The sequence below is a fragment of the Streptomyces sp. NPDC018031 genome, from assembly GCF_044327625.1.
In the GTDB taxonomy this organism is placed as follows: Bacteria; Actinomycetota; Actinomycetes; order Streptomycetales; family Streptomycetaceae; genus Streptomyces.
This window is the reverse complement of sequence record NZ_JBIRFT010000003.1, coordinates 207,369-219,391: the sequence shown is the minus strand read 5'-3', so window position 1 is coordinate 219,391 and position 12,023 is coordinate 207,369. Positions and strand designations below refer to the sequence as shown.

Genomic DNA, 12,023 nt, shown 5'->3' with positions numbered 1-12,023 from the left:
TTCCCCGTCACGGTCAGTGGAAGGAGTGCTCCTCGGCCGGGTAGCCCCCGCCGACCACGTCCTCCGCGAACGCCTTGGCGGCGTCCCCCAGCACCTGGCGCAGTTGCGCGTACTGCTTGACGAACCGCGGCACCCGCCCGCCGGTCATGCCCGCCATGTCGGTCCACACCAGGACCTGCGCGTCGCACTCCGGGCCGGCCCCGATGCCCACCGTCGGGATGTGCAGGGACCGGGTCACCTCGGCGGCCAGCTCGGCCGGGACGACCTCCAGCACGACGGCGAACGCGCCCGCGTCCTGCACCGCCTTGGCGTCCCGCAGCAGTTGCTGCGCGGCCTCCTCGCCGCGGCCCTGGACCGGGTAGCCGCCGAAGGCGTTGACCGACTGCGGGGTGAGGCCGATGTGCGCCATCACCGGGATGCCGGACCGCACCAGCAGTTCGATCTGGTCCGCGGACCGCTCGCCGCCCTCCAGCTTCACCGCGCCCACCCCGGCGTCCTTCACCAGGCGGGTGGCGTTGCGCAGCGCCTGCACCGCGCCCTCCTGGTAGCTGCCGAACGGCAGGTCGCCCACGATCAGGGCGCGCTTGGTGCCGCGTACCACCGCGGCGGACAGCATCGTGATCTCGTCCATGGTGACCGGCACGGTGGTCTCGTAGCCCAGGTGGCAGTTGCCCATGGAGTCGCCCACCAGCATCACCGGGATGCCCGCGTCGTCGAAGACCGAGGCGGTCATCGCGTCGTAGGCGGTGAGCATGGGCCACTTCTCGCCGCGCTGCTTGGCGGCGGCGATGTCACGGACGGTGATACGCCGGGAGCTGGTCCCCCCGTACAGCGACTTGCCGCTGTCGGCCGGTTTCGGCGTGGGGGCATGGCTGACGTGCGTCATCGCAATGGCTCCTTTGTCATCTCGAAGCACCCTGACGGTGTCTCCGGACCACCCCCCATGCTGGCACGCGTCACCCTCGGCACGGAAGTGCCCGCGTCACCGTCCGGACGGGCGGCCCGGAAGCGGCGGTCGCGGGCGGTCGGCGGGCCGCCGGAGCCGGGATCGCAAAGCTTTCCCCATGGCTATCCGATACGAGACGGTTCCGTATCGGAAAAGAGTTACGGTGGCGCCATGGCTACCCCACCCCACCGCGACGACGACCAGGCGCGCGCCGTACCGGACAGCATCCACCGCAAGCGGTGGGCGATCCTCACCGTCCTGATGTTCAGCGTGCTCGTCGTGGTGCTGGACAACTCCATCCTCAACGTGGCGATGAAGACCATCGCCTCGCCGCAGCCCACCGGCCTGGGGGCCACCCAGAGCGAGCTGGAGTGGGCGATCAACTCCTACACGCTGGTCTTCGCCGGGCTGCTGTTCACCGCCGGCCTGGTCGGCGACCGGCTCGGCCGCAAGAAGGTGCTGCTCGGCGGGATGGCCCTGTTCGGAGTGGGCTCGGTGCTCGCCGCCTTCTCCGGCTCACCCACCGAACTCATCACCTTCCGTGCCGTGATGGGCCTGGGGGCGGCGTTCGTGATGCCCGCCACCCTCGCCATCCTGGTCAACGTCTTCGAGCGCGACGAGCAGCCCAAGGCGATCGGCATCTGGGTCGCCGCCGTGGGGCTGGCCATCGCGATCGGCCCGATCACCGGCGGCCTGCTGCTGGAGCACTTCTGGTGGGGCTCGGTCTTCTTCGTCAACGTGCCGGTGGTGGTGGTCGCGCTGATCGCGATGACGGTGCTGGTCCCCGACTCCCGGGACCCGGCCCCGGGCAGGCTCGACCCGGTCGGCGTGCTGCTCTCCGTCGTCGGCCTCGTGCTGCTGGTGTACGGGATCATCAAGGGCGGTCAGCTCGCCGACTTCACCGACCCCGAGGTGCTGGCCACCGCGGGCGGCGGCCTGGCGGTGCTGGTCCTGTTCGTGCTGCACCAGAAGCGCAGCGACCACCCGTCGATCGACATCGGGCAGTTCCGCAAGCCCGCCTTCTCGGCGTCCATCGCCGCCATCGCGCTGGTCTTCTTCGCGCTGATGGGCGTCACCTTCTTCATGGTCTTCTACACCCAGAGCGTGCGCGGCTACAGCGCGCTCCAGTCCGGCATGCTGCTGCTGCCGGTCGCCGCCGCCCAGCTGATCTTCGCGCCGCGCGCCCGGCTGGCCGTCGAGCGCTTCGGCGCCCGGGCGGTGTGCACGGCCGGGATGCTGATGGTCGCGGCCACCCTCTTCGGCTTCCTGACCATGGACGCCGAATCACCGATCTGGGTGCTGGAAGTCCTGTTCTTCGTACAGGGCTGCGGAATGGCGCACATCATGCCGCCCGTGACGGTCTCGATCATGCAGGCGCTGCCCCGCGAGCGGGCCGGCTCCGGTTCGGCGCTGAACAACACCTTCCGGCAGGTCGGCGGCGCGATGGGGGTCGCGGTGCTCGGCTCGGTGCTGTCCACCACCTACCGCGGCGGCGTCGAGGACGACCTCGCCCGCACCCCCGGGCTGAGCGACACCGCGCGCCACACGGCGGGCGAGTCGGTCGAGGCCACCCTCGCCGTCGCCGAACGGATGGGCCCGGCCGGCAAGGGGCTCGCCACCGCGGCCGAGGACTCCTTCGTCCACGCCATGCACGTGACCTCGCTGAGCGCGGCCGTCGTCGCCCTCGTCGGCGCGGTGGTGGTCGGCTCCTTCCTGCCCGGGCGGACCGGGCAGGAAGGAGCCGGGGCGCCGGCCGGAGCCCGCCCCGAGCCCCGCCAGGCGCCCACCGGAGCGGACCGGTGACCGACGCCGCCGGCCCGCCCGCGGCCCGCCCCCGCGGCCGGCCGCGCAGCGCCGCCGTGGACAGCGTGGTCATCGAGACCGTGCTGCGGCTGCTGGAGGAGGGCGCGACCATCGGGGAGCTGTCGATGGAACGCATCGCCCGGGACGCGGGGGTCGGCAAGGCCACCGTCTACCGCCGCTGGCGCGGCAAGGAGGCGCTGATGCTCGACGTGATGCGCTCCCTGGACGACGAGAACCCCCGGCCCGCGGGCGTATCGGTCCGCGACGACCTGGTGACCATGCTGGAGTTCATACGGAAGCGGGCGCTGGCCAAGCGGCACTCGGCGCTGCTGCGCGCGGTCGTCGCCCATGTCCGGGCCCATCCGGACCTGTGGCAGGAGTACCACGACACCGTCCTGCGGCGGCGCCGCGAGACGCTGCTGACGGTGCTGCGCCGGGGCATCGAGGGCGGCGAGATCCGCGCCACCGAGGACCTGGAACTCCTCGCCGACCTGTTCGTCGGGCCGATGCTGACCCGGGCGATGATGCACGAGTGGCGGGACCTGCCGGAAGGACTCTCCGAACGGATAGTCGACACCGTGCTGGACGGGGTCCGGCCGCGCGGCTGACCGGCACCGCGACGCCGCGGCCCGGGGACGCCCGCCCGCGCCCGGCGTGCGGGCCGGCCGGGGGAGGGCGGCGACACGCGCGAGGCGCCGCCGGACCGGGGCGCGCGGGGGCGCGCCGGGGTGCCGGGCCCGCTCGGCCCGCCCCGCGGCCCATCCGGTGCCCGGCCCTGATCAGCCGGTTTGTGCCCGTTCTGTCACAGATGCCGCCTCATCCGGTCCCGCTGGAACCCGACCGCGCCGCGACGACGTCCCCAGGTTCGGACGGCGCCCGTCAGGACGCCGGGAAAATGCCTGGTCATCGCCTATGGTCGTGCCCGTAGGCGCGGGTCGGGGCGGACCGGCACATCCGGAGTGAGGGACAACGCATGGTGCAGGCGTACACGCAGGAGACGGGACAAGGCGGGGACGGCTCCGAGTCGGCCGGCTCCCGGGCCCGGCGCCTGCTGCGCCGCTGGCGGCACGACCGGGGCATCTGGCGGCGCGGCCTGGTCACCGCGGGGTTCGCCGTCCTGCTGGCGCTGATGATGGTCTTCCACGCGCAGATCCCCAACCGGGTGGGAAACCTCGGCAGCCTGCTGGAGACCTTCCTGCCCTGGCTGGGGCTGTTCATCCCGGTGCTGCTGGTGGTGGCGCTGGTGCGGCGGTCCGCCACCGCCCTGATCGCCCTGCTGCTCCCGGTGGTCGTCTGGCTGAACCTCTTCGGCGGGCTGATGTTCTTCGACCGCTCGGGCACCGGCGGCAACTTCTCCGTCGTCACCCACAACGTCAACGCCGACAACACCGACCCCGCGGGCACCGCGCGCAAGGTCTCCGCCTCCGGCGCCGACGTGGTGGCCCTGGAGGAGCTGACCGGCGAGGCGGTCCCCGCGTACCGGAAGGCACTGGCGGACGCCTACCCGTTCCACACGGTGCAGGGCACGGTCGGACTGTGGAGCAAGTACCCGCTGCGGGACAGCGCCCCGGTGGACATCAAGCTGGGCTGGACCCGCGCGCTGCGCACCACCGTCGCCACCCCGTACGGCGACGTCGCGGTCTACGTCGCCCACCTGCCGTCGGTCCGGGTGAAGTCCGACAAGGGGTTCACCGCCGGACAGCGGGACGACAGCGCGGAAGCGCTGGGCGAGCGGATCGCGGACGAACGGCTGGGCAGGGTGGTCCTGCTCGGCGACCTGAACGGCACCATGAACGACCGGGCGCTGGCCCCGGTCACCTCCCAGCTGCGCTCGGCGCAGGGCGCGGCCGGGGACGGCTTCGGCTTCAGCTGGCCCGCGTCGTTCCCGATGGCCCGGATCGACCAGATCATGGTGCGGGGGATGGACCCGGTGTCGGCGTGGACCCTGCCGCGGACCGCCAGCGACCACCTGCCGGTGGCCGCCTCGGTGAAGCTCTGACCGGCGGCCACTGAGCCGGTCGTCGGCCCCGGGGGCCACGCCGGGGCGTGCCGGGCCGGGGCGTGCCACACCGGGGCGTTGCGGTCCGGGGCGTTGTGGTCCGGCGGTCGCCCCGGGCATCCGGCCGGGCCGTGGAGCCCGGGCGTCCCGTCTGCTGCTGCTGCGCCCGGCCGTGCCGTCACGTCGTCCGCCGGGTCGTCCGGCAGGTCGTCCGCCGGGCCGGTCGTCGCTCCGGCCGCCGTGCCGTCCGCCGGGGACGGCCGCCACGCCGTCCGCCGGGGACGGCCACCGGTTCCGCCCGGGCCGGGTGGGAACGCCGTGTTCACCGGGTCCCGTCCCGCCGTTCACCCGCGGGGCGGCGCGGGGCGGACCGGCCATGAGAGACTTTGTTCAGCTGAGAAACATAACCTTCCCGCTGACCTCCGCCCCTCGTTCCCGAAAGGTCTCTCATGCCCCTCGCCCTGCTCGCGCTCGCGATCTCGGCCTTCGGCATCGGCACCACCGAGTTCGTGATGATGGGCCTGCTGCCCAACGTCGCGGACGACCTGGGCACCTCCGTCCCCACCGCCGGCTACCTCGTCTCCGCCTACGCCCTCGGGGTCGTCGTGGGCGCGCCCCTGCTCACCGCGCTCGGCTCCCGCGTGCCGCGCAAGCGGATGCTGGTGGCGCTGATGGGCGTGTTCACGCTCGGCAACCTGGCCTCCGCGCTCGCCCCGTCCTTCGGGCTGCTCCTGGCCGGCCGGGTGCTCGCCGGGCTGCCGCACGGCGCGTTCTTCGGCGTCGGCGCGGTCGTCGCCGCGCGCCTGGTCGCCGAGGGCCGGCAGGCGCGCGCCGTCGCCACCATGTTCCTCGGCCTGACCGTCGCCAACATCATCGGTGTCCCGGCCGCCACCCTGCTCGGCCAGCACCTCGGCTGGCGCGCCACCTTCCTGGTGGTCACCGCCATCGGCGTGCTCGCGATGGCCGCGCTCGTCCGGCTCGTCCCGCAGGTCCCGGCCGACCCGCAGGGCGGTCTGCGCCGCGAACTCGGCGCCCTCCGCGACCGCCAGGTGCTGCTCGGGCTGCTGACCGCGGTCTTCGGCTTCGCCGGGGTCTTCGCCGTCTACAGCTACCTCGCGTCCATGGCGACCGAGGTCACCGGCTTCGCCGAGTCGTCCGTGACCGTGGTGCTCGCCCTCTTCGGTATCGGCATGACCCTCGGCGCGCTGGTCGCCGGACCGCTGACCGACCGGGCGCTGCGTCCCACGCTGTACGGTTCGCTGGCCGCGCTCGCCGTCGTGCTGGTCGTATTCCACTTCACCGTCCACGTCGCGTGGGCGGCCCTGGTCACCGTGGTGGTGCTCGGCGCGGTCGGCTTCATGACCACCACCCCGCTGCAGATGCTGGTCATGAACAAGGCCAAGCACGCCCCGACCCTCGCCTCCGCCTCCAACCACTCCGCCTTCAACCTGGCCAACGCGGGCGGCGCCTGGCTGGGTGGGGCGGCCATCGCGGCGGGCTGGGGCTGGACGTCCCCGACCCTGGTCGGCGCGGTCCTGGCGATCGCCGGCCTGGGCATCGCGGTCACCGCCGGGCTGCTGGACCGTACGCCCGGCCCGTCCCGGCTGGTGGCCCGGTCCGCGGTACCCGACCCCGAGCGGCAGCCGGTCGACTGACGCCGCGCGGCCCGGAGCCGCGCCGGGCGCCGGGCCGCCGACGCACCGCACCGCACCACGCGGCGCCGGGACCGCCGGCCCCGTCCCGTCCCGCCCGGCCCCGTCCCGTCCCGCCCGGCGCCGGGCCGCCGCGGCACCGGTCCGGGCCGGGCGCGGAAGCGTCAGGCGGAGACCGAGCGGAGCATGCCCGGCCGGCGTCCGGTGAGGTGGTCGAGGGCGGCCGCGGTGGCCTCGTCGGCGGGCAGTTGCACGATCAGGCGCAGATCGTCGTCCGCGGACAGGTCGAGGGTCTCGTACGCCAGCCGCAGCTCGCCGGCCTCCGGATGCACGAGCCGCTCCACGCCGCTGGACCGGGGGAGTCCGAGCACGGTCCCGGTGCGCCCGGTGAAGGCGGCGCCCGCCGTCACGGCCAGCTCGTCGGCGAGGGCCGCGATGTGCGGGTCCGCCCGGAACGGCCCCTGCTTGAGGGCGGACACCTGCTGGTCGGCGATCCGGTCCCAGTCGGGGTAGGCGGTCCGGGCCCGTTCGTCGGTGAAGACGAACCGGGCGAGGTTCGGCGGCGTGCCGTGCGGCCCGTCGTCCAGCAGCCCGACGGGCCCGGCGAGGCGCTCGTAGCCCGCCGTCCAGAGCAGCGCCTCGCTCAGCCGGTTGAGCACCACCGCGGGCGTCGGTTCCAGGCGTTCGACCAGCGCCCGCACGGTGGGGCGGACCGTGCGGCCGGGGGCCGCGCCACCCAGGCAGCTGAAGCCGCCCTCCGCCCCCTTGCTGAGGCGGTGCAGATGGACGCGTTCGGCGGCGGTCAGGCGCAGCGCGTCGGCCAGCGCGGAGAGCACCTGTGCCGACGGGTGGCGGTCGCGCCCCTGCTCCAGCCGGGTCACGTACTCGACGCTGACCCCGGCCAGGGTGGCCAGCTCGGCCCGGCGCAGCCCCGGCGTGCGCCGCCGCGGGCCGGTGGGCAGCCCCGCCTCGGCGGGACTGACCGCCTCCCGGCGGTGGCGCAGGAACATCCCCAGCTCGTTGTCGCTCACCGCCCGAACGTAACAGGCGCGGCAGGAACGGATGGTGGCCCTGCCACTACCAGTCTCCGCCCGGCCTTCCTGGCCCCCGCCGGGCCCGGCAGATTGAGGGACGTGGCCCCGCGACGGCGGGCGCCGCCCGACCCGGAGCACCGGGGAGGGCAGGGGAGAGCCCGGGGACGGCCCGGGAGAACTGAGGAGCCCAGCTGTGTCCAGTGACAATCTCGACCTCGCGGTGATCGTCGGCAGTGTCCGGGAGGGGCGGTTCGCGCCGGTGGTGGCGGACTGGTTCGTCCGGCAGGCCGAGCGGCACGGCCGGTTCACGGTGAACCTGGTCGACCTGGCGGACACGCCGCTGCCGCTCGCCCTGCCGCCGGTGCCGCCGGCCGTCGACCCCGACCTGGCCCGGCCCGCCGGGATGGCGGACCTCACCGCGCGGATCGCGGCGGCCGACGCGATCGTGGTGCTGACCCCGGACTACAACCGCAGCTTCCCGGCGGCGCTGAAGGCCGCGATCGACTGGCACTACACCGAGTGGGCGGCCAAGCCGATCGGCTTCGTCGGCTACAGCGGCGCGAGCGGCGGGCTGCTGGCGATCGAGCAACTGCGCCAGGTCTTCGGGGAGTTGCACGCCCACACGATCCGCGACTACGTGAGCTTCCCCCGGTACTACGAACTGTTCGGCCAGGACGGCGAGCTGCTCGCCCCCGAGGGGCCCGAGGCCGCCGCCAAGGTGATGCTCGACCAGCTGCTGTGGTGGGGCTCGGTTCTGCACGACGCCCGGCGCGACCGCCCGTTCGCGGAGGCGTCCCGGTAGCGGGCCGTGCCGGGCGCCGGCCGGCCGCGCGGGGGCGGCCCGGCCGTACCGGAGCGGTCCCGGCCGTACCGGAGCGCGCGGTCACGCCGCCCGGAGCACCACCAGCCGGCAGGTGACGTGCTCCTTGGCGTGGTACGTCTGGTCGGCCCGGTCCTCCACCGGCCGGGCGGCGCCGCGCCGGGTCAGCTCCGCCACCCGCCGGTCGAAGCCCATCCGCTCCCATACCTGGGTGAGCACGGTGACGACCAGGTAGCCGCCGGTCCGGGTGGCCCGGAGCAGCGGTCCGAGCCCCTCCGGCCCGACGTGCCCGGCGGTGAAGGTGCCCGCGCAGACGACCGCGCCGTAGCCGCCGGGGTCCGGGGACGGGGGCAGCGGGCGGGTGATGTCCGCCCGCGCCAGCCGCCGGTAGACGCCCTTCTCGCGGGCGACGGCGAGCATGCCGGGGGACAGGTCCACCCCGTCGACCGTGGTGAAGCCCCGCCGGGCCAGTTCACCGCCCACCAGCCCGGTCCCGCAGCCGGCGTCCAGGACCGGGGTGGCGGCCGGCACGAGCGCGGCGACCCGGGCCGCGACCAGCGCGGGGCCGACGTAGCCCAGGCCCTCGACGGTGTCCCGGTCGTAGTTCCCCGCCCACTCGTCGTAGATGCCGGTGCGCTCCTCGACGTCGCCGCCGAGCGAGTACATCCGCTTCAGGATCGGATGATCCACCTCGAACCGCTCGGTCACGCAGCTCGCCTCCCGGAACTCGGTGGTCCCCGTCACGAGGCTAGGGGCGGGCGGGGCGGTCCACCACCGGACCCGCCACGACCGCCGGCGGCCGTGGCGACCGCCGGCTGCCGGGCGGTCAGTCGCGCGGCACCTCGCAGGCGCCGTCCGCGCACCCGGCGTCCGGTCCGGCCGGCTGTTCCGGGGCGGCGCCGGTCTCTTCCGCGATCTGGTGCAGGACGCTGAGGAAGGTCGCCGGTTCCTGGCCGCCCTGCACCGCCCACTGCCCCTCGAAGACGAAGGTGGGCACCGCGGTGATGCCGCGCTGCCGGGCCTCCTCGATCTCGTCCAGGACCTCGTCGTGCAGCGCGTCGCCGTCCAGGAACGCGGCCACCGGGTCGCGGTCCAGGCCGACGGTGACGGCGGCGTCGGTCAGGTGCTCGCGGTCGCCGATGTCGAGCCCCTCACCGAAGTGGGCTTCCAGCAGCCGCCCCTTGAGGCGGGCCTGGGCGGCGGGCCCGTACTCCTCCAGGGCGAAGCGGAGCAACCGGTGGGCGAGGAGCGAGTTGTTCTCCACCACGGTGTCGAAGTCGAAGGTGAGATCCTCGGCCGCGCCGAGTTCGGTGATGTGCGCGTCCATCGCCACCGACCGGGGCCCGAACTTCTCCGCGAGCACCTCGCGGTGCGGCCGCGGCTCCTCGGGGGCGGCGGGATCGAGCTGGAACGGCCGGTAGACCACCTCGACCCGGTCGGCCTGCGGGAACGCCGCCAGGGCCCGCTCGAACCGGCTCTTGCCCAGGTGGCACCACGGGCATGCGATGTCGCTGTAGATCTCGACCTTCACGGGGGCACTCACTCCATTGCCGACATGTGCTTGAAAACTCAAGCAATGCTAACCGCGGCGGGTGGCCGGCTGTTCCCGCGCGGCGGGCCGCACCGTCGGCCGGCCGGCCCGCCGCACTGTCGGCCGGCCGCGCGCCGGGTGCTGCCGGCCGCCCGGTACCGGGCACGCGGCCTCCGGCGCCGGGCGGTCCGTGTCCGGCGGTCCCGCGGCGGCGGCGCGCCCGGGGTCACACCCGCTCGCGCCAGCGGTTGGTGATCGGCAGCCGGCGGTCCTTGCCGAAGCCCTTCGCGGAGATCTTGGTCCCCGGCGGGTACTGCCGCCGCTTGTACTCGGCGGTGTCGACCATCCGCAGCACCCGGGCCACCAGCGCGTCGTCGAACCCGGCGGCGACGATCTCGGCGAACCCCTGGTCCCGGTCCACGTAGCGCTCCAGGATCCGGTCGAGGACCTCGTAGTCCGGCAGCGAGTCGGTGTCCACCTGGCCCGGCCGCAGCTCGGCGCTCGGCGGCTTGCTGATGGAGTTCTCCGGGATCGGCGGGGTCTGGCCCCGGTCCAGCGCGGCCTGGTTGCGCCACCTCGCGAGCCGGAAGACCGAGGTCTTGTAGACGTCCTTGATCGGCCCGTAGGCGCCGACCGAGTCGCCGTAGAGCGTCGAGTAGCCGCAAGCCAGTTCGGACTTGTTGCCGGGCGCGAGGACGATGTGCCCCTCCTGGTTGGAGAGGGCCATCAACATGGTGCCGCGCAGCCGGGACTGGAGGTTCTCCTCGGCCAGCCCGGTCAGCCCAAGCGACCCCAGATAGGCGTCGAACATCGGGGCGATCGGCACCGTACGGAAGTTGAGCCCGGTACGCCGGGCCAGTTCCGCGGCGTCGTCCCGGGAGTGCTCGGAGGAGTACCGGGACGGCATGGAGACGCCGTACACCTGCTGCGCGCCGAGCGCGTCGCAGGCGATCGCCGCCACGAGCGCGGAGTCGATGCCGCCGGAGAGCCCGATCAGCACACTGCGGAAGCCGTTCTTGGCGGCGTACGCCCGCAACCCCACCACCAGCGCGGTGTAGACCTCCTCGTCGTCGCCGAGCCGGTCCGCCTCGCCGCCGGCCAGCTCCGGCTCGTAGGGCGGCAGCGGGTCGGCGGAGAGCGTCACATGGTCGATGCGCAGGCCGTCGTCGACCACGCCGGCCGGCACCTCCCCCGCGGCGGGCAGGTCCAGGTCGACCAGCACGCAGCCCTCCGCGAACTGCGGGGCGCGGGCGATCACCGCCCCGTCCCGGTCCACGATGAGCGAGTCGCCGTCGAAGACCAGCTCGTCCTGGCCGCCGATCATGGCCAGGTACGCGGTGGTGCAGCCGGCCTCCTGGGCGCGCTTGCGCACCAGGTCCAGCCGGGTGTCGTCCTTCTCCCGCTCGTACGGCGAGGCGTTGACGGAGAGCAGCAGACCGGCTCCGGCGGTGCGCGCGGCCGGCACCCGGCCGCCCTCCTGCCACAAGTCCTCACAGATCGCCAGCGCCACGTCCACCCCGTGCACCCGGATCATCGGCAGGGTGTCGCCGGGCACGAAGTAGCGGAACTCGTCGAAGACGCCGTAGTTGGGCAGGTGGTGCTTGGCGAAGGTCAGCGCCACCTCGCCGCGGTGCAGCACCGCGGCCGCGTTCCGCGGCGCGCCCGCCGGCTGGCCGTACCGCGGCTCGGCCTGCTCGCTGCGGTCCAGATAGCCCACGACCACCGGAAGGTCGCCGAAGCCCGCCTCGGCCAGCCGGGTGGCGAGGGTGCGCAGCGCGGCGCGCGAGGCCTCGACGAAGGAGGCGCGCAGGGCGAGGTCCTCGACGGGGTAGCCGGTCAGCGCCATCTCGGGGAACGCCACCAGATGGGCGCCCTGCCCGGCGGAGTGCCGGGTCCAGTGGATGATCGTCTCCACGTTGCCGGAGATGTCGCCGACGGTCGAGTCGATCTGGTTCAGAGCGAGGCGAAGTTGAGGCACGGGCCCAGTGTAATCGTCTTTCTGACGCAATCGGGTGCGCGGCAGCGGCAGCGGCAGCGGCAGCCCCTGGCCGTGGGGGCACGGGACCGCCGGACGCGGGCCGTCGGCGAGACGGGCCGCGGGCGCCGGTGGGGCGGACCGGTAGCCCGGGCGGGCGGGCCGTGGACGCCGGCGGGGCGGGCCGTGGCTCACGGACGGACGGGCCGAGGGACCCGGCGGACGGGTCGTGGGTAGCCGGCGGACGGGCCGTCTGACCCGGC

10 protein-coding genes are annotated in these 12,023 nt (G+C 74.2%); 5 read left to right on the top strand and 5 right to left on the bottom strand.

Annotation, left to right across the window (positions count from 1 at the left end; translation table 11 throughout):
* Window positions 1-13: 13 nt before the first annotated feature.
* Window positions 14-886, bottom strand: a complete 873-nt coding sequence (panB, locus tag ACH4B3_RS11200) for a 3-methyl-2-oxobutanoate hydroxymethyltransferase (RefSeq protein WP_398462521.1) — start codon at window positions 884-886, stop codon at window positions 14-16.
* 231 nt (window positions 887-1,117) lie between these two features.
* On the opposite strand from panB, the gene ACH4B3_RS11195 reads away from it, so the two are divergent.
* The 4 genes from ACH4B3_RS11195 (at window position 1,118) to ACH4B3_RS11180 (ending at window position 6,403) form a co-directional block, all read left to right on the top strand.
* A complete protein-coding gene (locus tag ACH4B3_RS11195) occupies window positions 1,118-2,749 on the top strand; it encodes an MFS transporter (RefSeq protein WP_398462520.1) in 1,632 nt (543 codons plus the stop codon).
* Entirely contained in the window at window positions 2,746-3,357 is a 612-nt protein-coding gene (locus ACH4B3_RS11190; RefSeq protein WP_398462519.1) for a TetR/AcrR family transcriptional regulator, read from the top strand. The genes ACH4B3_RS11195 and ACH4B3_RS11190 overlap by 4 nt, the downstream gene beginning before the upstream one ends.
* A gap of 365 nt (window positions 3,358-3,722) precedes the next feature.
* Window positions 3,723-4,748, top strand: coding sequence for an endonuclease/exonuclease/phosphatase family protein (locus ACH4B3_RS11185; RefSeq protein WP_398462518.1), 1,026 nt, complete (start codon window positions 3,723-3,725; stop codon window positions 4,746-4,748).
* 449 nt (window positions 4,749-5,197) lie between these two features.
* Window positions 5,198-6,403, top strand: a complete 1,206-nt coding sequence (locus tag ACH4B3_RS11180) for an MFS transporter (RefSeq protein WP_398462517.1) — start codon at window positions 5,198-5,200, stop codon at window positions 6,401-6,403.
* A 161-nt stretch (window positions 6,404-6,564) separates the two neighbouring features.
* Here the strand turns inward: ACH4B3_RS11180 and ACH4B3_RS11175 are convergent, their stop codons facing one another.
* A complete protein-coding gene (locus ACH4B3_RS11175) occupies window positions 6,565-7,431 on the bottom strand; it encodes a helix-turn-helix domain-containing protein (RefSeq protein WP_398462516.1) in 867 nt (288 codons plus the stop codon).
* Between the two features lie 196 nt (window positions 7,432-7,627).
* Here ACH4B3_RS11175 and ACH4B3_RS11170 point away from each other — a divergent pair, with 196 nt between their 5' ends.
* Complete coding sequence (locus ACH4B3_RS11170; RefSeq protein WP_398462515.1) at window positions 7,628-8,236, top strand: NADPH-dependent FMN reductase; 609 nt, start codon at window positions 7,628-7,630, stop codon at window positions 8,234-8,236.
* 81 nt (window positions 8,237-8,317) lie between these two features.
* On the opposite strand, the gene ACH4B3_RS11165 is transcribed toward ACH4B3_RS11170, so the two are convergent.
* The 3 genes from ACH4B3_RS11165 to ACH4B3_RS11155 all read right to left on the bottom strand — a co-directional run bounded on the left by ACH4B3_RS11165 (window position 8,318) and on the right by ACH4B3_RS11155 (window position 11,763).
* The gene (locus ACH4B3_RS11165; protein WP_398462514.1) at window positions 8,318-8,998 is read right to left on the bottom strand and encodes a class I SAM-dependent DNA methyltransferase; all 681 of its coding nucleotides are present in this window, start codon (window positions 8,996-8,998) and stop codon (window positions 8,318-8,320) included.
* Between the two features lie 82 nt (window positions 8,999-9,080).
* A complete protein-coding gene (locus ACH4B3_RS11160; RefSeq protein WP_398462513.1) occupies window positions 9,081-9,785 on the bottom strand; it encodes a DsbA family oxidoreductase in 705 nt (234 codons plus the stop codon).
* Window positions 9,786-10,011: 226 nt separating this feature from the next.
* Window positions 10,012-11,763 carry an NAD+ synthase gene (locus tag ACH4B3_RS11155; RefSeq protein WP_398462512.1) on the bottom strand — a complete coding sequence of 584 codons (1,752 nt, stop codon included), beginning with the start codon at window positions 11,761-11,763 and terminating at the stop codon, window positions 10,012-10,014.
* Window positions 11,764-12,023: the final 260 nt, after the last annotated feature.